General features: G+C 69.8%; 24 protein-coding genes and 1 pseudogene. 14 read left to right on the top strand and 11 right to left on the bottom strand.

All coding sequences use genetic code 11. The features are described 5' to 3' along the window. The first annotated feature begins 3 nt into the window (after positions 1-3). Positions 4-771 carry an enoyl-ACP reductase FabI gene (fabI, locus tag AB0O76_RS38040; protein ID WP_365501272.1) on the top strand — a complete coding sequence of 256 codons (768 nt, stop codon included), beginning with the start codon at positions 4-6 and terminating at the stop codon, positions 769-771. A gap of 123 nt (positions 772-894) precedes the next feature. Continuing rightward, positions 895-1,248, top strand: a complete 354-nt coding sequence (locus tag AB0O76_RS38045) for a hypothetical protein (protein ID WP_365501274.1) — start codon at positions 895-897, stop codon at positions 1,246-1,248. A 21-nt stretch (positions 1,249-1,269) separates the two neighbouring features. Here the strand turns inward: AB0O76_RS38045 and AB0O76_RS38050 are convergent, their stop codons facing one another. Further along, positions 1,270-1,965, bottom strand: coding sequence for a FadR/GntR family transcriptional regulator (locus tag AB0O76_RS38050; RefSeq protein ID WP_365501276.1), 696 nt, complete (start codon positions 1,963-1,965; stop codon positions 1,270-1,272). Positions 1,966-2,098: 133 nt separating this feature from the next. Between AB0O76_RS38050 and AB0O76_RS38055 the strand changes: the two genes are divergently transcribed. From AB0O76_RS38055 to AB0O76_RS38070, 4 genes are all read left to right on the top strand, one after another. Beyond that, positions 2,099-3,493 (top strand): CynX/NimT family MFS transporter, encoded by a 1,395-nt coding sequence (locus AB0O76_RS38055; protein WP_365501278.1) that lies wholly within the window; start codon positions 2,099-2,101, stop codon positions 3,491-3,493. A gap of 51 nt (positions 3,494-3,544) precedes the next feature. Then, complete coding sequence (locus AB0O76_RS38060) at positions 3,545-3,661, top strand: SGM_5486 family transporter-associated protein (protein ID WP_107102012.1); 117 nt, start codon at positions 3,545-3,547, stop codon at positions 3,659-3,661. Between the two features lie 168 nt (positions 3,662-3,829). Then, entirely contained in the window at positions 3,830-4,054 is a 225-nt protein-coding gene (locus AB0O76_RS38065) for a hypothetical protein (RefSeq protein WP_365501317.1), read from the top strand. Between the two features lie 88 nt (positions 4,055-4,142). Continuing rightward, a complete protein-coding gene (locus AB0O76_RS38070) occupies positions 4,143-4,661 on the top strand; it encodes a histidine phosphatase family protein (protein WP_365501280.1) in 519 nt (172 codons plus the stop codon). Positions 4,662-4,744: 83 nt separating this feature from the next. Here the strand turns inward: AB0O76_RS38070 and serB are convergent, their stop codons facing one another. Then, positions 4,745-5,965 (bottom strand): phosphoserine phosphatase SerB, encoded by a 1,221-nt coding sequence (gene serB / locus AB0O76_RS38075; protein WP_365501282.1) that lies wholly within the window; start codon positions 5,963-5,965, stop codon positions 4,745-4,747. 248 nt (positions 5,966-6,213) lie between these two features. Continuing rightward, on the bottom strand, positions 6,214-7,929 hold the full coding sequence (locus AB0O76_RS38080; protein ID WP_365501284.1) for a streptophobe family protein: 1,716 nt from the start codon (positions 7,927-7,929) through the stop codon (positions 6,214-6,216). 276 nt (positions 7,930-8,205) lie between these two features. Here AB0O76_RS38080 and AB0O76_RS38085 point away from each other — a divergent pair, with 276 nt between their 5' ends. Then, positions 8,206-10,776 (top strand): FHA domain-containing protein, encoded by a 2,571-nt coding sequence (locus AB0O76_RS38085; protein ID WP_365501286.1) that lies wholly within the window; start codon positions 8,206-8,208, stop codon positions 10,774-10,776. A gap of 115 nt (positions 10,777-10,891) precedes the next feature. Here AB0O76_RS38085 and AB0O76_RS38090 read toward each other — a convergent pair whose 3' ends face one another. From AB0O76_RS38090 to AB0O76_RS38100, 3 genes and pseudogenes are all read right to left on the bottom strand, one after another. Then, positions 10,892-11,605, bottom strand: a complete 714-nt coding sequence (locus tag AB0O76_RS38090; protein ID WP_365501288.1) for a transglycosylase SLT domain-containing protein — start codon at positions 11,603-11,605, stop codon at positions 10,892-10,894. 295 nt (positions 11,606-11,900) lie between these two features. After that, positions 11,901-12,221 carry an S-adenosylmethionine:tRNA ribosyltransferase-isomerase gene (locus AB0O76_RS38095; protein ID WP_365501290.1) on the bottom strand — a complete coding sequence of 107 codons (321 nt, stop codon included), beginning with the start codon at positions 12,219-12,221 and terminating at the stop codon, positions 11,901-11,903. 340 nt (positions 12,222-12,561) lie between these two features. Continuing rightward, positions 12,562-12,792: pseudogene (locus tag AB0O76_RS38100) on the bottom strand (SDR family NAD(P)-dependent oxidoreductase); the annotation flags it as partial. 221 nt (positions 12,793-13,013) lie between these two features. Between AB0O76_RS38100 and AB0O76_RS38105 the strand changes: the two are divergent. From AB0O76_RS38105 to AB0O76_RS38115, 3 genes are all read left to right on the top strand, one after another. After that, a complete protein-coding gene (locus tag AB0O76_RS38105; RefSeq protein WP_365501291.1) occupies positions 13,014-14,159 on the top strand; it encodes a GAF domain-containing sensor histidine kinase in 1,146 nt (381 codons plus the stop codon). Next, the gene (locus AB0O76_RS38110) at positions 14,152-14,811 is read left to right on the top strand and encodes a response regulator transcription factor (RefSeq protein ID WP_365501293.1); all 660 of its coding nucleotides are present in this window, start codon (positions 14,152-14,154) and stop codon (positions 14,809-14,811) included. The genes AB0O76_RS38105 and AB0O76_RS38110 overlap by 8 nt, the downstream gene beginning before the upstream one ends. Positions 14,812-14,982: 171 nt before the next feature. Then, entirely contained in the window at positions 14,983-15,228 is a 246-nt protein-coding gene (locus tag AB0O76_RS38115) for a chaplin (RefSeq protein WP_365501295.1), read from the top strand. 186 nt (positions 15,229-15,414) lie between these two features. Here AB0O76_RS38115 and AB0O76_RS38120 read toward each other — a convergent pair whose 3' ends face one another. After that, positions 15,415-16,197, bottom strand: a complete 783-nt coding sequence (locus tag AB0O76_RS38120; protein WP_365501297.1) for a hypothetical protein — start codon at positions 16,195-16,197, stop codon at positions 15,415-15,417. A gap of 122 nt (positions 16,198-16,319) precedes the next feature. Here AB0O76_RS38120 and AB0O76_RS38125 point away from each other — a divergent pair, with 122 nt between their 5' ends. The 3 genes from AB0O76_RS38125 (at position 16,320) to AB0O76_RS38135 (ending at position 18,678) form a co-directional block, all read left to right on the top strand. Then, positions 16,320-17,117, top strand: coding sequence for an ABC transporter ATP-binding protein (locus AB0O76_RS38125; RefSeq protein ID WP_363275277.1), 798 nt, complete (start codon positions 16,320-16,322; stop codon positions 17,115-17,117). A 75-nt stretch (positions 17,118-17,192) separates the two neighbouring features. Further along, positions 17,193-17,624, top strand: coding sequence for an NfeD family protein (locus AB0O76_RS38130; RefSeq protein WP_365501299.1), 432 nt, complete (start codon positions 17,193-17,195; stop codon positions 17,622-17,624). A gap of 118 nt (positions 17,625-17,742) precedes the next feature. After that, positions 17,743-18,678, top strand: coding sequence for an SPFH domain-containing protein (locus tag AB0O76_RS38135; RefSeq protein WP_365501301.1), 936 nt, complete (start codon positions 17,743-17,745; stop codon positions 18,676-18,678). 97 nt (positions 18,679-18,775) lie between these two features. On the opposite strand, the gene AB0O76_RS38140 is transcribed toward AB0O76_RS38135, so the two are convergent. The 3 genes from AB0O76_RS38140 to AB0O76_RS38150 all read right to left on the bottom strand — a co-directional run bounded on the left by AB0O76_RS38140 (position 18,776) and on the right by AB0O76_RS38150 (position 20,791). After that, on the bottom strand, positions 18,776-19,282 hold the full coding sequence (locus AB0O76_RS38140) for an HNH endonuclease (protein WP_365501303.1): 507 nt from the start codon (positions 19,280-19,282) through the stop codon (positions 18,776-18,778). 148 nt (positions 19,283-19,430) lie between these two features. After that, positions 19,431-19,970 (bottom strand): YbhB/YbcL family Raf kinase inhibitor-like protein, encoded by a 540-nt coding sequence (locus tag AB0O76_RS38145; protein ID WP_365501305.1) that lies wholly within the window; start codon positions 19,968-19,970, stop codon positions 19,431-19,433. A 38-nt stretch (positions 19,971-20,008) separates the two neighbouring features. After that, complete coding sequence (locus AB0O76_RS38150) at positions 20,009-20,791, bottom strand: sporulation protein (RefSeq protein WP_266868579.1); 783 nt, start codon at positions 20,789-20,791, stop codon at positions 20,009-20,011. Between the two features lie 160 nt (positions 20,792-20,951). On the opposite strand from AB0O76_RS38150, the gene AB0O76_RS38155 reads away from it, so the two are divergent. Further along, complete coding sequence (locus AB0O76_RS38155) at positions 20,952-21,593, top strand: DNA-3-methyladenine glycosylase (protein WP_365501307.1); 642 nt, start codon at positions 20,952-20,954, stop codon at positions 21,591-21,593. Between the two features lie 157 nt (positions 21,594-21,750). Here AB0O76_RS38155 and AB0O76_RS38160 read toward each other — a convergent pair. Next, positions 21,751-21,979 (bottom strand): hypothetical protein (locus tag AB0O76_RS38160; RefSeq protein WP_365501309.1); only part of this gene is annotated, 229 nt, incomplete at its 5' end.

Below are 21,979 nucleotides of genomic sequence, written 5' to 3' on the forward strand. Positions count from 1 at the left end.
ACCATGAGCGGAATTCTCGACGGCAAGAAGATCCTGATCACGGGCGTTCTGATGGAGTCCTCCATCGCGTTCCACGCGGCCAAGGTCGCGCAGGAGCAGGGCGCCGAGGTCATCCTCACTGCCTTCCCGCGGCCCACGCTCACCGAGCGCATCGCCAAGAAGCTGCCCAAGCCGGCCAAGGTCATCGAGCTCGACGTGACCAACCAGGAGCACCTGGACCGGCTCGCGGGCCTGGTCAAGGACGAGCTCGGCGGCCTGGACGGCGTCGTCCACTCCATCGGCTTCGCGCCGCAGGACGCGCTCGGCGGCAACTTCCTGAACACGCCCTTCGAGTCGGTCTCCACGGCCATGCACGTCTCGGCGTTCTCCCTGAAGTCGCTGACCATGGCCTGCCGTCCGCTGATGAACGACGGCGGCTCGGTCGTCGGCCTCACCTTCGACGCGCAGTTCGCCTGGCCGCAGTACGACTGGATGGGCCCGGCCAAGGCCGCGCTCGAGGCCACCTCGCGCTACCTCGGGCGTGACCTCGGCAAGGACAACATCCGCTGCAACCTCATCTCGGCGGGCCCGCTCGCCTCGATGGCCGCGAAGTCCATCCCGGGCTTCTCGGAGCTGGCCGACGTGTGGAACACCCGCTCCCCGCTGGAGTGGAACATGGCCGACCCGGAGCCCGCGGGCCGCGGCATCGTCGCGCTGCTCTCGGACTTCTTCCCGAAGACGACGGGCGAGATCATCCACGTCGACGGCGGCGTGCACATGATGGGTGCCTGACCTTCTGATCAGGTCTTTCGTACGTTCTCGACGCCCCGTTTCCCGCTTTGTGCGGGGAGCGGGGCGTCACCCGTTCGGCCCACCGGCCGGGCGGCGGCGCGGCGGGGCGGCACACCCTGAGGTGTGCGCCCGTCTCCTGCGGTGCTCGCCGCTCTCACTCTGCTGATCGCCCTGCCGTACGGCGCCGCGTCGCATGCCGTCGGAGAGGCGAAGCACCCCCACGCGCGCGTGCAGGCGGTCGAGCCCCGGCCGTTCGGCGCGGAGTGCCGCACCAGCGTCGAGGGTTCGGACGCCGTCGCGTACTGCCACAACCCGTACCCGGAGACCGACCGGATGCGGCTGCACGTGGAGTGCGACCGGTGGTGGGACATCGATAGCGACGGCGTCCTGGTCGAGGCGGGGCCCGCCATGACCGTGCGGCTCACCGGTCGGTGTTGGAAGGAGATCCGGTCGGTCTGGGTCAGCCACCAGAGGTGAGAGCCGGGCTTGGGCTCGGGCTCAGGCGGGATTGCGGGGGGTGTCCAGCCGCTCCGGGCGGCACATGAAGGGGTAGCCGGCGGCCTCCTTCGCCGCGGCCTCCTCGTCGTGCCCGCGGATCGCTTCGACGAGCCGGGCGTGGTCCATGTGGCTCTCGGGGGTCAGCTCCTCGCCGACGTCCTCGCGCAGCCAGTCACGCAGCACCTCGCCCAGGTCCGCGTACATCGCCATCATCACGTCGTTGTGAGACGCGGCCACGACGGCCAGGTGGAACGTCGCGTCGGCCGTCACGAACGCCTCCGCGTCACCGGAAGCCCAGGCCTCCTCGCGGCGCTTCAACAGGGCGTCGAGCTGCTTGAGGTCGCGCTCCGTGCGCCGCTGCGCGGCCAGCCGCGCCGCGCTCGACTCCAGGGTGCTGCGCAGCTCCGCGATGTGCCGGGGCTCCGCGTCGGCGAACCTGCGCTGCATGACGCCGGCGAGCTCGCTCGTCGCGACCACATAGGTGCCCGAGCCCTGCCGGATGTCGAGGAGGCCGTTGTGCGCGAGGGCGCGGACGGCCTCCCGGACGGTGTTGCGGGCCACGCCCAGCTGCTCGACCAGTTCGGGCTCGGTGGGGATGCGGGAGCCCACCGGCCACTCTCCGGAGGAGATCTGGTTGCGCAGCTCGGCGATGACCTGCTCGGAGAGCGCTGAGCGGCGAGGGGTGGTCAGCGGCATGACGTTCCTTCGTACGCGGGATGACGGGAGGGCTGAGGGCAGAGGTTACGGGCGGTGTGTGAGCCAGAGATTAAGGGTGGTGTGACGGAATCGGATTGGACAGCCAATCATCCCATGATTCTATGATGGCTCCATGGCTAGTGAGGAAACCAGCGCGATGACGTCTGCGCAGACGCAGACGCAGACGCAGACGCAGACGCAGACGCGGACGCGGACGCGGACGCCGGCACCGATACGCACCGACGCGACGGACGGGGCGGGCGGCGCGGGCGGCGCGGCGGCGAAACAGCCCGCCACGCGCGCGTGGGCGACGCGTCTCGTCATCGTCGGCATCGTCCTCGCCGCGCTCAACCTCCGCCCGGCCATCACCAGCCTCGGCTCCCTCCTGGAGGAGGTGCGCGACGGGCTCGGCATGAGCGGCACGCTCGCCGGCCTGCTCACCTCCGTCCCGCCGCTCTGCTTCGCGATCTTCGGCGTGATGGCCCCGCGCCTGGCCCGCCGCTTCGGTCCCAGTGCGGTGGTCTGCGCGGGCATGGTCGCGATCGCCACGGGCCTGGCGATCCGTCCCTTCCTGGGCGGCACGGCCGGCTTCCTCGCCGCGACCGCGCTGGCCCTCATGGGCATCGCGGTCAGCAACGTCCTGATGCCGGTGATCGTCAAGCGCTGGTTCCCCGAGAAGGTCGGCTCGATGACCGGCCTGTACTCGATGGCCCTCGCACTGGGTACGTCGATGGCGGCCGCCGTCACGGTGCCCATGACCGGTGCGCTGGGCGGCAGTTGGCAGACCGGGCTCGCCGTGTGGGCGGTGCTCGCGGTCGTCGCCGTCGTGCCGTGGGTGCCGCTCGTGCGCGACCGGGGCGCGGGCTCTTCCGCTTCCGCCTCCGCCTCTGCCTCTGCCGAGCATGTCTCGGCCGCCGTGCGGCGGGAGGACGCCGGTCTGCGCATCACCCGGAGCCGTACGGCATGGGCGCTCGCCTGCTTCTTCGGACTCCAGGCCACCGCCGCGTACATCACGATGGGCTGGATGCCGCAGATCTTCCGTGACGCGGGCGTCCCGGCCGGGGAGGCGGGCGTGCTGCTCGCCGTCACCATGGCGATGGGCGTACCGCTGGCCTTCGTCATCCCCCGGGTCGCAACGCGGCTGCCCAACCAGGGCCCCGTGGTGATGGTCCTCGGCGCGTGCGGTCTCGCCGGGTACGCGGGTCTCTACCTCGCCCCGGCGGGCGGCGCCTGGGTCTGGGCACTGCTGCTCGGCGTCTCCAACTGCGCCTTCCCGCTGGCCCTGACGATGGTCGGGATGCGGGCCAAGAGCAGTGTGGGCGTCGCCAAGCTCTCCGCCTTCGCCCAGAGCACGGGCTACCTGATCTCGATCCCGGGCCCGCTCCTGGTCGGCGTCCTCTACCAGCACAGCGGCGGCTGGGAGCTGCCGATCGTGCTCATGGCCGCCCTGATGGTGCCCCAGATCGTGGTGGGCATCCTGGCGGGCCGCAACCGCACGGTCGAGGACGAGGTCGCCGCGGCGTCCTGATCCGGAGGGGGCGGTGCGACCCCGTCGGACAAAGGGTGCGAGACTCGTCGTATGCCAGTGCTTGACCCGAACCCCCAGAACGGCCAGAAGAAGCTGCTCATCGTGCTCGGCGCGATGCTGGCCATCACCGTGATCATCGGGATCGTCGCCTCCGTCGCCTCGCCGTGAACTGCCCCCGGCGGGGCGGATGGTGGGGCTAGCCCCACCATCCCCTAGGGGGTCAGTGTCAGGGTCAAGTGGGTGGATCACCGGATGTGCTGAGGGTCGCCGAGTCCGTAGTTTCGAGATGTGGCCGCGAAGACGCGGCACGGGAGACTCGAAGACCACGGAGGCGGCATGTCGGCCCGCTCGCACACCCGGCGCGACCTGGGAGCCCCCAAGGACTCAGCGAGCGTGGAGACCCAGCTTCCCTGGTGGGCCATCGCCCTCCCGGCCATCGCCTTCGCGGCACTGCTCCTGCTGATACTGAACCCGGCCGACGCGCACGCGGCGAGCGGCGACCCGGTGGTCACCCATCTGCTCGAGCGCGTCCAGGAGACGGTCTTCGGCGCAACGTCGTGACCTGCCCCCGGCAGGGGCCGTCACCCGTGCCGGGGGAGCGCGTCAACTCCCTGCGCCCGGCCGCGCGTTTCATGCGAAGCTGGGACGCATGAGCGTCGCAGAACCCCGCAGGATTGTCCTTTTCCGGCATGCGAAGGCCGATTGGCCTCAGGTGTCCGACCATGATCGGCCGCTCGCGGAGCGAGGCCGCAAGGATGCCCCTGTCGCCGGGCGCAAGCTCGCCGACAGCGGCATCCCCTTCGATCTGGCCCTCTGCTCGACCGCGGCCAGGACCCGCGAGACATGGAAGCTCGCCGTCCACGAGTTGCCCCACAGGCCCAGGACGGTCTACGAGGACCGGCTGTACGAGGCCTCTCCGGGCGAGCTGATCGCCGTGCTCAACGAAACCCCGGACGACGCGCAGAACGTCGTCCTGATCGGCCACAACCCCGGAGTCCAGGGCCTCGCCGACATCCTCGCCGGGGAGACCGAGGGCGATGCGCGTACGCGGATGGACCGCCGCGGCTTCCCGACGTCGGCCTTCGCCGTCCTGACGTACTCCGGCTCGTGGAAGGCCCTGGAGCCGGGGGTCGGCACGCTGGTCGACTACTGGGCGCCTTCCGAGTGACCCTCGCTCTCCGTACGACGAAAGGCCCGGTACCGCAGGTGGTACCGGGCCCCTTCTCGTAGACGGGGGAGGTGCGGGAGTCGTCAGTCGGCGTGCGTGTCCGCCGCCTCGACCTCTTCGCGGGTGACGCCGAGGAGATAGAGCACGGTGTCGAGGAAGGGGACGTTCACGGCGGTGTGCGCGGCCTCGCGGACGACGGGCTTGGCGTTGAAGGCGACGCCGAGACCGGCCGCGTTCAGCATGTCGAGGTCGTTGGCGCCGTCGCCGATCGCGACGGTCTGCTCCAGCGGGACCCCGGCCTCCGTGGCGAAGCGGCGAAGCAGCCGGGCCTTGCCCGCGCGGTCCACGATCATCCCGGTCACCTTGCCGGTGAGCTTGCCGTCGACGATCTCCAGGGTGTTGGCCTGGGCGAAGTCGAGGCCGAGACGTTCCTTCAGGTCATCGGTGACCTGGGTGAACCCGCCCGAGACGACGCCCACTTGGTAGCCGAGGCGCTTGAGCGTACGGATGAGGGTGCGGGCGCCGGGGGTGAGGCGGACCTCGGAGCGGACCTTGTCGACGACCGAGGCGTCGAGCCCGGCAAGCAGCTCCACGCGGGCGTGCAGCGACTGCTCGAAGTCCAGCTCTCCGGCCATCGCGGCGGCCGTCACCTCGGCGACCTTGTCCTCGCAGCCCGCGTGCGCCGCGAAGAGCTCGATGACCTCGTCCTGGATGAGGGTCGAGTCGACGTCCATCACGATGAGCCGCTGGGCGCGGCGGTGCAGGCCCGCCGCGACGACGGCGACGTCCACGCCGAGCTTCGCCGCCTCCAGGGCCAGGGCGGTGCGCAGCGGCTCGGTCTCCGTGCCGGACACGGCGAACTCGACTGCGGTGACCGGGTACTTGGCGAGCCGGAAGATGCGGTCGATGTTGCCGCCGGTCGCCGTGATGCTCGCGGCGATCGCGGCGGTCGACTCCGCCGTGAGGGGGTGCCCGAGCACGGTCACGTGGGAACGGCCGAGGCCGCGCGGGCGGTTGTCGCCGATGCCCGAGATGATCTCGGCCTGCATCTTCAGGGAGTCGGCCCAGCTGTGCACGGTGGACCGCAGGTCGCCCTCCAGGCCGGGCGGCGGCGCGGTCACGAGCGCGCACAGCACTATGCGGCCGCGGGTGACGACCTGCTCGATGTCGACCACGTCGACGGAGTAGGCGGCGAGGGTGTCGAAGAGGCCGGCGGTGATGCCAGGGCGGTCCTTGCCGAAGATCTTGACGAGGAGCGTCGGGGTGTCGGCGGGAGAGGTCTCTTGGGGCTGCGAAGCACTCATGGTGTTCCCACCGTATCCGCAGGCCGCGGCTTGCCGCGGGGGTGGTCCGCTTGCCGGACACCTGCACCTTGGCGGTGGGGGGCGGGTTCTTCGTCTGCCGGCCGGGGGCTTCCTGTTCCGCCCGCTTCGCGGCGGATCTCTCCCACCCACCCACCCGATTACCCAGCAGCACCGGGTTTCGGGCGGGTGGGCGGGAAAGGCTTGTTCGGCGGGCGATGCCCGCCGGGTGCCCGGCAGCGTGGCGTCCGTTACCGCCCCCGTGGGCCCGGCTTCGGTGGCGGTGGCGGTGGCGGTGGCGGTGGGGGCGGAGGCGGTGGCCAGTCTCCGTTGCCCGAGGAGCGGGGGCGAGGCTTCGGCCTTGGTGACGGGGGAGGGGTGATCGGTCCCACCACCGTCGGCGCACCGTACACATCCCCCGGCGGCCGCAGGTAAGGGTTCGTGTCCGGGTTCGCGGGCCGGTAGGGCTCGCTCGGACTGTACGGCCCCGAAGCCCCCGCCTCGGGCGAGGCCGAAGCGGAAACCGGAGCCGAGGCCGGCACCTCGGAAGCCGCCCCGCCCCCGGCGACCAGCACCGAAACCCTCCCACCCGCAGCCCCCGTGGCCACGGCAAGCAGCGCCCCCACCGCCCCCGCCCCGGCGCCCCACGCCGCGCCCAGCAGCACCGCCACCCCCAGCTGCCCATGCAGTTCGATCCCCGCCCCGAACGCGTCGAAGCCGAGGACGGAGAGCGAGGCATCGGCGGACACCCCGGTCAGCCACACCATCAGCGGAAGCGCCAGCGCCGTCACGACCCCCAGCCGCACCGCACAGACGCCGGCGAACCGCAGAGCGCCCACCTCGCCCCGTACGAAGGGCGAACGCACGGCGGCAAGCACCCCCGCGAACAGCATCATCAGCGCCGCCGCAACCCCGAGCAGCCACACCCGGCCGTCGAGCTCGGCAAGTCGTCCCAGCGTCACCGCCTCGTTCCCCGAGGCCCCCGGCCCCGTCAGGAGATCGTCCAGCGGGTCGGGAAGCAGCTTCGCCAGCTCACCCGTGGCCTCGCCGTCCCACGGCACGAAGAGCCCGATGGGCACCCCGAGCCACACCCCGTTCGGCGCCCCGAGCAGCGCGGCACCCGCGATCCGCTTCGGATGGGCGTCGCCGACCATCGCGTACAGAGCCGCCGCGAGCCCGGCGAGCACCGCCACGAGCACCACCGTGACCAGCGCGGACACGGCAGGCCGCACCGCCCGGTGCACGACGTCCCACCCGCGCGGCAGCGGCGTGCGCCGCGAGGCGAGCAGCGCGATCAGGAGCACACCGATCACCCACACCGCGCCCCCGAGCAGCGTCGGTCCCGTGTCCACGGTGAAGCCGACGGCCGCCTTCGCCTGGGCGAGATCGCCGAGCCGGTCGGGCAGCAGACCGCCGATGTCGCCGAGACCGTCGGGCAGTTTGTCGGTGATGTCGTCGGGGAGTTGATCGATCCCTTTGTCGATTCCCTTGTCGATGCCCAGTTGCTCGCCGTCGATCGTGATGATGTCGTGACCGGCCCAGGCGAGCCCGGCGAGCATCGCGAGGAACAGGGCGACCACCGAGCCCACGCGCGCGGCCAGTTCGGCGGGCGTGATGGTGACTCCCGCCGTACGTAAGGAACGCAGGAAGAAGTACGCGAGGAGGAGCGCGCCCGCGAGCCCGACGCCCAGTGGTGCGATGTCGATCGCGGTGGTCGCCTCCGCGCCTTCGAGGCCGAACGCCGACACATCGCCGGACGGCGTGACCGCACCGCCCGCGCCAAGCGCCACCACGGCCGCCGTCATCGGCCCGAGCGACGCGACGGCGTCCGCGCCGAGCAGATGGAGCCCCAAGGCCGCCGTACCGACCATGCCGATCAGGGCCCAGCTGACCGAGGCGATCGCGGAGAGCAGTACGTCGCCCCACCGCACACCCCGGCCGTCGACCTCTTTGCCGCCGGTCTCCATCAGGCCCCCCTGATTTGCACAGCCCTCACACGGCGTCGCCCCGTTCATGCGAGATGTGCGCAATGCGCATGATCCGTATGCACTGATGGGCGGTTACTACTCTCCGGGCGGATTTCTGCCCCGTCAACGGGGCAACCAAAGAGGCCCGTACGCAGTCTTCACAAGGCCCGACTTTCGGTCAGAGGCCTCCGCCTGAAATAGTTCCTCCCGATGTTCGACATCCCTAGACTCCCCATCGATGGGGGCTAGCTCGGGGGACAACTCAGTGGGGCTGGAGTGCCGGAACTCGTACTGGAATTGAATGGAAGGACCTGGACGCTCGATCCGTCCAGGTCGTACACCCTCGGACGTGATCCGCAGGGAGATCTCTCGCTTGACGACGCCAGAGTGTCCTGGCGTCATGCCACGATCAGCTGGAGCGGCCGCAGTTGGGTCATTGAGGACCACGGCAGCACCAACGGCACCTTTGTGCAGGGCCAGCGGATCCACCAGATGGAAATCGGCCCGGGCTCGGCCGTGAACCTCGGCAACGCGACCGACGGTCCGCGGCTCAACGTGTCCGGCAGCGCGTCGGGCGCCGCCGCTGCCGCCGTTTCCGCGCCGCAGCAGCACGCCCAGCAGCAGGCCGCGCCGCAGCAGGCGCCCCAGCAGGAGGCTCCCGGCTGGGCCGCCCAGCAGCAGGCTCCGCACCAGGCACCCCAGCAGCAGGGCTGGCAGCAACAGCAGCCCCAGCAGCACCAGCCGCAGCAGCAGCCGCATGTGCCCCCGCAGCAGGGTGGCTACGCGCAGCAGCCCCCCGGTTCCGGCGGCGTCGCGGGGGCCCCGCCGGTCTACGGCGACCGCAGCCCGACGACGTTCCACCAGCTCTCGCTCGGTCGCAAGATGCGCATCGGTCGTGCCCTGGAGAACGAGCTGGTCGTCTCCGACCTGCAGGTCTCGCGGCACCACGCCGAGTTCACGGCCACTCCGGACGGCCGCTTCGAGATCCACGATCTCGGCTCGCACAACGGCACGTACGTCAACGGTCAGCCGGTCGCGAAGTCGGGCTCGGCCCTCATCGGCCCGAACGACATCGTCAGCGTCGGTCACTCGACCTTCCGTCTGGTCGGCGACCGGCTCGAGGAGTTCGTCGACACCGGTGAGGTCTCCTTCTCCGCCCGCCACCTGACGGTGACGGTCGACGGCGGCAAGCAGATCCTCAAGGACGTCTCCTTCGGCGTCCCGGAGAAGTCGCTCATCGCGGTCATCGGCCCCTCGGGCTCCGGCAAGTCCACCCTGCTCAAGGCGCTCACCGGCTACCGGCCCGCCAACCAGGGCGACGTCCTCTACGACAACCGGAACCTGTACAAGCAGTTCGCCGAGCTGCGTCAGCGCATCGGTCTGGTCCCGCAGGACGACATCCTGCACAAGGAGCTGACCGTCAAGAAGGCCCTCAAGTACGCGGCCAAGCTCCGCTTCCCCGGTGACACCGCGGAGGCCGAGCGCGAGGCCCGTATCGACGAGGTCCTGCGCGAGCTCAAGCTGGACATCCACAAGGAGAAGAAGGTCACCTCCCTCTCCGGTGGCCAGCGCAAGCGTGTCTCGGTGGCTCTGGAGCTGCTGACCAAGCCGTCGCTGATCTTCCTGGACGAGCCGACCTCCGGCCTCGACCCGGGCATGGACCGCGACGTCATGCAGCTGCTCCGCGGCCTGGCCGACGACGGCCGTACGGTCCTCGTCGTCACGCACTCGGTCGCCGAGCTGGCGATCTGCGACAAGCTCCTGGTGATGGCGCCGGGCGGTTCGGTGGCGTACTTCGGTCCGCCGGAGGAAGCGCTGAACTTCTTCGGCTACACCACCTGGGCCGACGTCTTCTCGGCGTTCGAGAACTACCGCGACTACGACTGGGCGGGCCGCTGGAAGGGTTCGCAGCACTACCAGATGTACGCCGCGGACATCGACGCCGTCGCCGCACAGTCCGTACAGATGCCGCCGCCGCAGGCGGTCCGGCCGCCCAAGCCGCAGGGCTGGGGCTCGCAGCTGTGGACGCTGATCCGCCGCTACTCCGCGGTGATCGCCTCCGACAAGGGCTTCCTGGGCCTGATGGTGATCCTGCCCGCGGTCCTCGGCATCGTCAGTGTCGTCATCCCGGCCGACTTCGGGCTCGGCCCGCCCAAGCCGCCGTCGAAGTTCAACGGCGACGCGGGCACGATCATGCTGATCCTCGCGGTCGGTATGTGCTTCTCGGGCGCGGCCAACTCCGTGCGTGAGCTGATCAAGGAGCGGGTCATCTACGAACGGGAACGGGCCACCGGCCTGTCCCGCTCGGCGTACCTGATGTCCAAGGTCATCGTGCTCGGCGTGATCACGGCCTTCCAGGGCGTCATCATCTGCGGCATCGGCTTCGCGACGCGCGACATGCCGGAAGAGGGCCTGATCATGCCCCCGGCCGTCGAGATCTGCCTGGTCATCATCGCTCTGGGCTTCACCTCGATGATGTTCGGTCTGGTCATCTCCTCGCTGGTGAAGACCGCCGAGAAGACCATGCCGCTCCTGGTGATGTTCGCGATCGTCCAGGTCGTCTTCACCGGCGTGCTCTTCCAGGTCTACGGCTCGCCGGGCCTTGAGCAGTTCGCCTGGCTGATGCCGTCGCGCTGGGCCATCGCCGGCGCGGGCTCCACGCTGGACCTCGCGCACCTGATGCCGCCGTGGGACCCGAAGAACCCCACCGATCTCGACCCGCTGTGGGAGCACTCGGCCGGGCAGTGGGGTCTGAACATCACGATCCTGCTCCTGATCGGTATCGCCTGCGGCTTCGCGGTCGCGCGACTGCTGCGCCGCCACGAGCCGGAGGTCATGCGCAAGTAAGCGCGTCCCGGAATCGAGTCCCGGAACGCGGAGAAGGGCGGCACCCCCTGGGGGGTGCCGCCCTTCGGCGTCCGCCGAGCCTCGGTGAAGAGGTCCGTTGATCAGGCGATCAGGCTCAGTAGGCGCCGTTCACGTTGTCCATCGAGCCGTACTTGTCGGCCGCGTAGTTGCAGGCGGCGACGATGTTGGCGACCGGGTCGTAGATGTTCGTGGACGTGCCCGCGACGTGGTACGCGTCGAAGGTCGGCTTGATGACCTGGAGCAGGCCGATCGACGGGGTGCCGTTGATCGCGTTGATGTCCCAGCCGTTGACGGCGTTCGGGTTGCCCGTGGACTCACGCATGATGTTGCGGTGCAGGCCCTCGTAGGAGCCGGGTATGCCCTTGGACTTCATGATGTCCAGGGACTGGCGGATCCAGCCGTCGAGGTTGTTGGCGTAGACCGGCTTGCGCGCGGCAGCACGGCTCGCGGCTTCCTTGGCCTTGCGCGCGTCCTCGGCCTTCTTCTTGGCCGCGGCCTCTTCGGCCGCCTTCTTCTTCGCGGCGGCGTCGGCATCGGCCTTCTGCTTCGCCGCGACGGCGTCCTTGGCCTGCTTGCCGGCGGCGGTGTGCTGCTTGATGACACCGGCCTCGACGGCCTGCTGGGCGTCGACGTTCTGCTTGAAGGCCACCGGGGCGGCCGCGACGCTCTGGGTTCCGGCATCGGCGCTGCCCGGCACGAGGGAGAAGGCGAGGGCGGCGGCGCCGAGCGTGGCGACACCGGCGATCGAGAACTTCTGGGTCTTGGTCAGCGCGGGGCGACTATGACCAGGAGTGTTGTGCTTGGGCATGACTGATGGACCTCTTCAAATCGCGGAGGTCGCTCTGGTCCGGTGGGGGACATTGCTTCTCCGGCACAAACGCCGCGGTGCGAGACCGCGGCGCCGAGCGACGGGAGCAATTCTTAGCGGCCGCAAAATTCTGTGGCAAAGCAGTGACGTACGATGCCGGGTAGTGGATCAGGGGGTGCGCCGACGGCCCTGGCGACCATGTACCCCGTGTCCCTAAAGGTCCCTCTTATCCACTAGGGACCTTCGTACGTGACGTGCGTCCTATGCGCGGCCTCACATCGGACACGTAACGGTCTTACCAACAGTTGCCGGAGCAACTCTCAGCGTGAGGACCGTCCTCCCGGAGGAGGAGATGGACGTCGCCGAACTCATGCCAGAGGTAGAGACGGCGTACCGCCTCGGTGTATCCGCGGTCCACGGCCGCCCGGCCTGCGACCGCCTCCAGCATCAGCAGATGCGAAGCCCCCGGCTCGTGCAGCCCGGTGAGCAGACGGTCCACCACGCGTACGCCGCGCTCCGGCATCACCACGAGCTCCGTACGCCCCTCGGCCGCCCCGATGGCGCGGCGCCCGTCGGCCTTGGCCGCGTTGATGAGCCGCGCCGACGTCCCGGGCACCGCGAAGCGCTCCGGTACGGCGGCTCGTGCGCCTCGGGCGAAGCGACCCCCGTGTGCAGGGTGACCGCCGCGAACTGCACACCCCGGCTCACCAGGTGCGCCACCAGGTGCTCGGTGAACGGCCGGGCCGCGTACAGGAGTAACGGATGGGGCGCCCGTGCCGGTGCAGCAGCGTGGGCACGTCGCCGGACACCCGCGCCCACCACGGCCGCCCGCTCCCCGGGGGCAGCGGCTCCTCGCATGCGAGGTGTACGTCGCCGGGGAGCTGTACGTATGAATCTGCAGACCCACCCGCACACACGCGCGTAGTGCACCAATTGTCCGGATCGCGCAACTCGGCGGCCGCACGATAGAGGTCCGTCTGCAGGTCACCGGGGTCCACGGCCCACACCCGGATCCCCGACTCCTCCATGGCGAGGACCGCCGAGAGCTGATCGAGGGCGGCCTTGGATGCGCCGTACCCGCCCCACGTCTCGTACGCCTCTGCGGCGGCGTCGGAGCTGACGTTCAGGACCGCACCGCCGGACGCCCGCAGCAAGGGCAGTGCTTCTTGCGCGAGCCCGAGCGCCGCCGCCACTCCGTAAGACCGTCCCTCACCGGAAGGCAGGGGTCGGTGAAGCAGGAACTCAAGGTGGTACCGCGTGGCGGTACGGACCGGAATCGCCGCCCCTCGGGGTGTCGAGGGGACGCGGCCGCAACGGCGCAGGGCCCTTGGGCCTACGCCCACGGTCCTAGGCGGGGGCCGCCACAGGTCCGATACGCACTGTCACACCCCGCCGGTACGGTGAGGCCATGAGTCAAGGTCCACGGTCCGGCCTGAACGCGGTGAGCTCCGCGCTCCTCGCCATGAGCAGGCAGCTTGAGGTGCGCGACGTCCTCAAGACGATCGTCGCCTCGGCCCGCGAGCTGCTCGACGCCGAGTACGCGGCGCTGGGCGTCCCCGACGACCACGGCGGCTTCGCCCAGTTCGTCGTCGACGGCGTCAGCGAGGAGCAGTGGCGCGCCATCGGCCCGCTGCCCCGTCAGCACGGCATTCTCGCCTCGATGCTGCACAGGGCCGAGCCCGAGCGCCTCGGCGACGTGCGCGAGGACCCCCGCTTCGAGGGCTGGCCGTCCGCCCACCCGGAGATGTCCGACTTCCTGGGCCTGCCGATCCGGTACGGCGACGAGACGCTGGGCGCGCTCTTCCTCGCGAACAAGCAGTGCCCCAAGCCGGCGGGCGGCTGCGGCTTCACCGCCGACGACGAGGAGCTCCTGTCGCTCCTGGCCCAGCACGCCGCGATCGCCCTCAACAACGCCCGGCTCTATGAACGCAGCCGCGAGCTGACCATCGCCGAGGAGCGCTCGCGCCTGGCCCATGAACTGCACGACGCCGTAAGCCAGAAGCTGTTCTCCCTGCGCCTGACGGCCCAGGCAGCGGCCGCTCTGGTGGACCGCGACCCCTCCCGGGCCAAGGGTGAACTCCAGCAGGTGGCCGTGCTCGCGGCCGAGGCGGCGGACGAACTGCGCGCCGCTGTCGTGGAGTTGCGCCCCGCCGCCCTGGATGAGGACGGCCTGGTGGCCACCCTGCGGACCCACACCCAGGTCCTTGACCGCGCGCACTCCGCCGAAGTCACCTTCGACAGCTGCGGAGTCCGGGCGCTGCCCGCCGCCCAGGAGGAGGCGATGCTGCGGGTCGCCCAGGAGGCCCTGCACAACGCCCTGCGCCACTCGGGGGCGGCCCGCGTCGACGTGACCCTCGCACGGCGCGGTGCGGGCGCGGTGCTGCGCGTCAGCGACGACGGCAGCGGCTTCGACCCGCGCGGAGTCCGGCGCGCGGGGCGGCACTTGGGCCTGGTCTCCATGCGGGACCGGGCCGGCGGGGTCGGCGGACGGCTGACCGTGGAATCGGAGCCCGGAAAGGGCACGACGATCGAGATGGAGGTTCCCGGTGGCTGACGCCGCGTCACAGAAGGCAGGGATCCGGGTGCTGCTGGTCGACGACCACCAGGTCGTCCGCCGCGGTCTGCGTACGTTCCTGGAGGTGCAGGACGACATCGAGGTCGTGGGCGAGGCGTCGGACGGCGCCGAAGGTGTCGCGCAGGCCGAGGAGTTGAAGCCGGACGTCGTCCTGATGGACGTCAAGATGCCCGGCATGGACGGCGTCGAGGCGCTGCGCAAGCTCCGCGAACTGGCCAACCCCGCGCGCGTGCTCATCGTCACCAGTTTCACCGAGCAGCGCACCGTCGTCCCGGCCCTGCGCGCGGGCGCCGCGGGGTACGTCTACAAGGACGTCGACCCGGACGCACTCGCCGGAGCCATCCGCTCGGTGCACGCCGGTCATGTGCTCCTGCAGCCCGAGGTGGCGGGGGCGCTGCTCTCCCAGGAGGAGGCCAACACCGGGCAGGGGAGGGGCGGTTCGCTCACCGAGCGGGAGCGCGAGGTCCTCGGCCTGATCGCCGACGGCCGCTCGAACCGCGAGATCGCCCGCGCCCTGGTCCTCTCCGAGAAGACCGTCAAGACCCACGTCTCGAACATCCTGATGAAACTGGACCTCGCCGACCGCACGCAGGCGGCGCTGTGGGCCGTAAGACACGGCGTGACCGGCTGATTCCACACGCCGGCGCACACCGTCAACGGTCAGAGCGGACCGTCGCGTTCCGGGCTGAGATTCATACCGTCGTGTGGATGTCCCCCGAATGGCGCAACCTACGGGCCGCCCCGCCGTTTTCCAGTGCGTGCTGCGGCGGCTGGCCGCGGCGATCGCTAGGAGGGTCCAGAAGTGAAGAACCTGAAGAAGGCCGCGGCTGTCACGATGGTGGCGGGTGGCCTCGTCGCCGCCGGCGCCGGTCTCGCCTCCGCCACGGACGGTGCGCACGCCGACGGCAAGGCCGTGAAGTCCCCGGGCGTCGGCTCGGGCAACCTCGTCCAGGCGCCGGTACACATCCCGGTGAACGCCGTGGGCAACACCGCGACCATCATCGGCGCCCTCAACCCGGCCTTCGCGAACGACGGCCTGAACGCCTGACGCTGGCACTAGGCCCAGCGCGACCACCGGCCCCCCGGGTATCCCGGGGGGCCTCGCGGTTTGCGCTGCCGGGACTGGTCGTTTCGCGGCTGCCGACGCGTCGTGGCTTGTCGCGCCCACGCGGCGGAGCCGCACATGTCACAGCCCCGCGCCCCTTCGGGGGCGCTCCAGCGCCCCCGAGCTACATCAGCCCCGTTCCCGCTCCTCGACGTACGAGTTGTACGCAGCCACCTGTGCCCGCCGAGCCGTCTGCTCCACCGGACGCAGCGCCGCGCCCCGCGCCGCCATCTCCGAGGCGCTCACGGCCCCGCCATGGCCGTTCTCGTACGCCACCGAAATCAGCAGCCCGACCCGCTGAGCCAGCTCCAACACCCGTACCGCCCGCGGCGGATACCCGGGTGCGAGCGCCTCACGCCCCCGCTCCGCCCGCGCCCGGTAGGCGTCCACCGCGGCCTCGGCGACCGGCCCCGAGCCCGCGACGTCGAGCCGCGACAGCACCGCCGTCGCCTCCCGCAGCGCCTCCGCCAGCTCACGCTCCGCCTCACCCAGCGAGGGCACATCGGCGGGCGGCGCCTCCCGCACCGGAAGGCAGTGCCAGACGACCTCCACATGAAGGTCGCCGTCGGGCCCGGCCTCGCACACCTCGGGAACGAGCCCGTACGGCGCGCCGAACGCGACGACGGCCTCCTCCGCGTCGAGGGCACGCGCGTTGAACTCCGGCGGCCCGCTCAGCCCGAGCGGATGCCCGGGCGCGGGCAGCGCGACCCGGAACCCGGTCACCCCGAGCGAGCGCAATCGTCCGAGGGCGAGCGTGAGTCCGACGGGCCCCGACTCGCCGGGGAGACCTTCGACCCGGTGCACGGCGTCGTCGCCGACCACCGCGAGCACCGCGTCATCCGGTGAGACAAGTCCGGCAAGAAGGGCATTTCCCCATGCTGCCAAGCGTCCTGAGCGTGGTTCCGAGAGCATGCCTACAGCCTAAGGACCGGGCTAACGGCTGGACCGCCCGACCGGTGGCGTAGGTTTTCTCCAGGGGACTGCGTCCACAGACGCAAGCGACAGCCGAGACTGCAATGGGAGACAACGCGCTCATGAGCGATGTACTGGAGCTGGAGGACGTATCCGTGGTCCGCGAGGGCCGGGCTCTGGTGGACCAGGTCTCCTGGTCGGTCAAGGAGGGGGAGCGCTGGGTCATCCTCGGCCCGAACGGCGCGGGTAAGACCACCCTCCTGAACGTCGCGTCGAGCTACCTCCACCCGAGCTCCGGCTCCGCCACCATCCTCGGCGAGACCCTCGGCAAGCCCGGCACGGACGTCTTCGAACTCCGCCCCCGCATCGGCGTCGCCGGTATCGCGATGGCCGAGAAGCTCCCCAAGCGCCAGACCGTCCTCCAGACGGTCCTCACGGCCGCGTACGGCATGACCGCCGGCTGGCACGAGGACTACGAGGACGTCGACGAGCAGCGCGCCCGCGCCTTCCTCGACCGCCTCGGCATGAGCGACTACCTGGACCGCAAGTTCGGCACCCTCTCCGAGGGGGAGCGCAAGCGCACTCTGATCGCCCGCGCCTTGATGACCGACCCCGAGCTGCTGCTCCTGGACGAGCCCGCCGCGGGCCTCGACCTGGGCGGCCGCGAGGACCTCGTGCGCCGTCTCGGCCGCCTCGCCCGCGACCCGATCGCCCCCTCGATGATCATGGTCACGCACCATGTCGAGGAGATCGCCCCCGGCTTCACCCACGTCCTGATGATCCGCCAGGGCAAGGTCATGGCCGCGGGCCCGCTGGAGCTCGAGCTCACATCCCGCAACCTCTCCCTCTGCTTCGGCCTGCCCCTGGTGGTCGAGGAGCGCGGCGAGCGCTGGAGCGCCCAGGGCCTGCCGCTCGGCTGACGCACTCCAACCCGCCCCCGGGCGGGAGATCGCGGGGCCCTGTCCGGGACGGGCCCGCGGTCCTACCATGACCATGTGGAGAACATCGACGCATGGGTGTGGTGGCTGATCGGCGCGGTCGCACTCGGAATCCCGCTCGTAATGACCGCCATGCCGGAGTTCGGCATGCTCTCCGTGGGCGCAGTGGCCGGCGCCGTGACCGCCGGACTCGGCGGCGGCACGGTGCTCCAAGTCGTCGTCTTCGCCGCCGTTTCGGTCGCGCTCATCGCGGTCGTACGCCCTGTCGCGGCCCGGCATCGCGCCCAGCGCCCCGAACTGGTCACGGGCATCGAGGCGTTGAAGGGGAGGACGGCCGTCGTCCTGGAACGGGTCGACGGGTCCGGTGGACGGATCAAGCTCGCGGGCGAGACCTGGTCGGCGCGCTCACTGGACAAGGACCAGAGCTACGAGGCGGGGCGCGAGGTCGATGTGGTCGAGATCGACGGAGCGACGGCCATCGTCATGTGAATGCCCCACGGCGCGCGCAGCGGTCTGACAGACTCGACCAGCAAGATCTTCAACAGCTCAGCAGAGTCCGCAGAGATCTTCCGGAAACGCCGAGGCAAGAGGGGTACGGGGAACAACGATGGAACCAATCATCATCGTCCTGATCATTCTGGTGGTGCTGGTCTTCATCGCCCTGATCAAGACGATCCAGGTCATCCCGCAGGCCAGCGCCGCGATCGTCGAGCGCTTCGGCCGTTACACCCGCACGCTGAACGCGGGCCTGAACATCGTCGTCCCGTTCATCGACTCGATCCGCAACCGCATCGACCTCCGTGAACAGGTCGTCCCCTTCCCACCCCAGCCGGTGATCACCCAGGACAACCTGGTGGTCAACATCGACACGGTCATCTATTACCAGGTGACCGACGCGCGGGCAGCGACGTACGAAGTCGCCAGCTACATCCAGGCGATCGAGCAGCTCACCGTCACCACGCTCCGCAACATCATCGGTGGCATGGACCTCGAGCGGACCCTGACCTCCCGCGAGGAGATCAACGCGGCGCTCCGCGGCGTCCTCGACGAGGCCACCGGCAAATGGGGCATCCGCGTCAACCGCGTAGAGCTCAAGGCCATCGAGCCGCCGACCTCCATCCAGGACTCGATGGAGAAGCAGATGCGCGCCGACCGTGACAAGCGCGCCGCGATCCTCCAGGCCGAAGGTGTCCGGCAGTCCGAGATCCTGCGCGCCGAAGGTGAGAAGCAGTCCGCGATCCTGCGCGCCGAAGGTGAGGCCAAGGCCGCGGCCCTGCGCGCCGAGGGCGAGGCCCAGGCGATCCGTACGGTCTTCGAGTCCATCCACGCGGGCGACCCGGACCAGAAGCTGCTCTCCTACCAGTACCTCCAGATGCTCCCGAAGATCGCCGAGGGCGACGCGAACAAGCTCTGGATCGTGCCCAGCGAGATCGGCGACGCCCTCAAGGGCCTCGGTGGCGCGCTCGGCAACTTCGGCCCCCTGGGCAGCGGTTCGAGCGGCTCGGCACCCACAGAGCGCCGCGAGCAGCCCCCGATCGACTGAAGCGCCCCGTAAGGGGCGCGGGGAACTGCGCGACAAGCCCGATAGAGCCCGCAGCCAGACACGAAACGTCTGACTGCGGGCTCTATCGGGTGCGGGGCTAGGCCGCAGGCTGCGCCAGCCAGCCAGGCAGCGAGGCCAACTCATCCCGCCCAAGCGACAAGAGCATCGCGTCCGCCGGCGTCGGCTCGAACGGCTGCCGCAACAACGGCATTCCCGCCTCCTCCGGCGTACGGTCCGCTTTGCGGTGATTGTCCATCGCGCAGGAAGCGACCGTGTTCAGCCACGAGTCCGCACCGCCCTGCGCCCGGGGCACCACGTGGTCGACCGTCGTCGCGCGCCTGCCGCAGTAGGCGCACCGGTGCTGGTCCCGGACCAGCACACCCCGCCTGGACCACGGAGCCTGTCTTCGGAAGGGCACCCGTACATACCTGCAGAGTCTGATCACCCGAGGCACGGGTATGTCGACCGCCGCCGCGCGCACACGGAGTCCGGGGTGGGCGTGCTCGACCACGGCCTTGTCCTGGAGCACCAGAACGACGGCTCGGTTGAGCGTCACCGTAGAGAGCGGCTCGAAGCTAGCGTTCAGCACCAGCGTGTCCCGCATCAACCTGCCCACCTCCCGTATGCACCGGCCCACCGCCTGGCGGGCTGGGATCAACTCTGGCCGGGCACGCCGAGATGGACAACGCAATAAAAAATGCCCGTCTCTGATCACTTCCATGACCAGAGACGGGCAAACAATCGATGAACGCTCAGTTCTCCGCGGGAGCGGCGTACTGGGCGAGCACCTGCGCACGCGCGAGCGTGTGGAACCGGAGATTGAAGCCGACAACAGCGGGCGAAGCATCCGAATCCGGACCCAGCTTCTCCTGGTCGACGGCGTACACGGTGAACACATACCGGTGGGCCGGGTCCCCGGGCGGCGGCGCAGCGCCTCCGAAGTCCTTCGTCCCGTAGTCGTTGCGCACCTGCACCGCACCCTCGGGCAGCCCTTCGAACTTGCCGCTGCCCGCACCACCCGGCAGCTCGGTGACCGAGGCCGGGATGTCGAAGACGGTCCAGTGCCAGAATCCGCTGCCCGTAGGGGCGTCCGGGTCGAAGCACGTCACGGCGAAGCTCTTGGTCCGGGTCGGGAACCCCTCCCACCGCAGCTGCGGCGAGGTGTTCCCGGCCGCGTAGACCTGAGCGTCCTTGAGGACCGCACCCGGCTCGAAGTCCTCGCTCACGACCGTGAACGACGGCACGGACGGGTGGAAGTCATGGGGAAGCGGCGGCCTCTTGAGCTCGGTCACGTCGGCACCTCCTGGTTGATGGCTGATCCGCTCCGAGCCTAGAACCAGTTGCGCTTGCTGCCGACCTGGGACAGCCACTCGTTCAGGTACGCAGCCCAGTCCGTGCCCTGGAAGTCGTTCAGACCCACCTTGAACGAACGGAACGAGTCGCTGCCCTCACTGAAGAGCCCGGGCTTCTTGTCCATCTCCAGGATGACGTCCATCTCGCGGTCGTCCGCCACGAAGCTCAACTCGACCTGGTTCAGGCCGCGGTACTGCTGCGGCGGCAGGAACTCGATCTCCTGGTAGAACGGCAGCTTCTGACGCGTCCCGCGGATGTGACCGCGCTCCATGTCGGCGCTCTTGAAGCGGAAGCCCAGCTGGATGAAGGCGTCCAGGATCGCCTGCTGCGCCGGCAGCGGGTGCACGTTGATCGGGTCCAGGTCGCCCGAGTCCACGGCGCGCGCGATCTCCAGCTCGGTGGTCACACCGATGTTCATGCCGCGCAGCTGCTGCCCGTCGATGCTGGTGACCGGCGTCTCCCACGGAATCTCGAGCCCGAAGGGCACCGCGTGCACCTGGCCGGCCTGCAGCGTGAAGGCACCGCCGAGCTTCAGCTTGGTGAACTCGATGTCCTGCTTCGTCTCCTGGTCCTGGCCCTCGACCTCGACCCGTGCCTGCAGACCGACGGAGAGACCCTCGATCTCCTGGTCCACGGACCCGCCCTGGATCCGCACCTCACCCTGGACGACACCGCCGGGTACGACATTGACCTCGGTCAGCACCGTCTCCACCGAAGCACCGCCGGCACCCAGGCTCGCAAGCAGCTTCTTGAACCCCATGACTCTCCTCCCCAGGCCCCGCCTGTGGCTCGACTCGACTTGAATCCTTGATCCATACAAACGCGATGGACGCACGTCCGGTTCCGCGTCTTCACCCTGGCAACAGGTACGAGCGGTGACCACCCACCCGTACGGACCGTCTCCACTAAGCTCGGACGCCATGATCGCGGCCCCTGACCGTACGCCTCTCCCACGCGACTTCTTCGACCGCCCTGTCCTGGAGGTCGCCCCGGATCTCCTGGGCCGCGTCCTCGTGCGCACTTCACCGGACGGTCCGATCGAGCTGCGCCTGACAGAGGTGGAGGCGTACGCGGGCGAGGTCGACCCCGGGTCGCACGCCTATCGCGGCCCCACCGCCCGCAACAGCGTGATGTTCGGTCCGCCCGGACACGCGTACGTCTACTTCACCTACGGCATGTGGCACTGCCTCAATGTGGTGTGCGGCCCCGAGGGCACCGCGAGCGGTGTCCTGCTCCGCGCCGGTGAGATCACGACGGGCGCCGAGCTCGCCCGCAAACGTCGACTCTCGGCCCGCAACGACAAGGAACTGGCCAAAGGCCCTGCCCGCCTGGCCACGGCCCTGGATGTGGACCGCGACCTCAACGGCACGGACCTCTGCGTCGGCCATGGCGCCCCGCTGACCCTCCTGACCGGCACCCCCGTCGACCCCGACCAGGTCAAGAGCGGCCCTCGCACAGGAGTGGGCGGAGACGGTGCCGTCCACCCCTGGCGCTTCTGGACCCCCAACGACCCGACGGTGAGCCCTTATCGGGCCCATACGCCGAGACGCCGTTCAACTTGACGCAGCCTTGAGGTCTCCGTAATGTAGCCCGAGCCGCTTGACCCGGGTACGGCAATCTGCCAGCAGCCGGAAGCGGCCAACCACTACCTACGACTTCCCCTCGGCGGGGTCTTATTTCGCATGCCTGCATGCCGAAATTCGAACTCGCAGAACTCGATTATGAGTTGCGGAGGGAATCCGCTAACGTAGTGAACACGCCGAAAGGCAAAGGCCCTTCAACGGCCACCGGAAATGAAATCCGAACCGGGAACGGAACGGAAAACGGATCTGGTAAGGTTGGAAACACGAAATACCGAAGGGAAGCGCCCGGAGGAAAGCCCGAGAGGGTGAGTACAAAGGAAGCGTCCGTTCCTTGAGAACTCAACAGCGTGCCAAAAGTCAACGCC

It is taken from the genome of Streptomyces sp. NPDC086554 (genome assembly GCF_040686095.1).
Classification (GTDB): domain Bacteria; phylum Actinomycetota; class Actinomycetes; order Streptomycetales; family Streptomycetaceae; genus Streptomyces.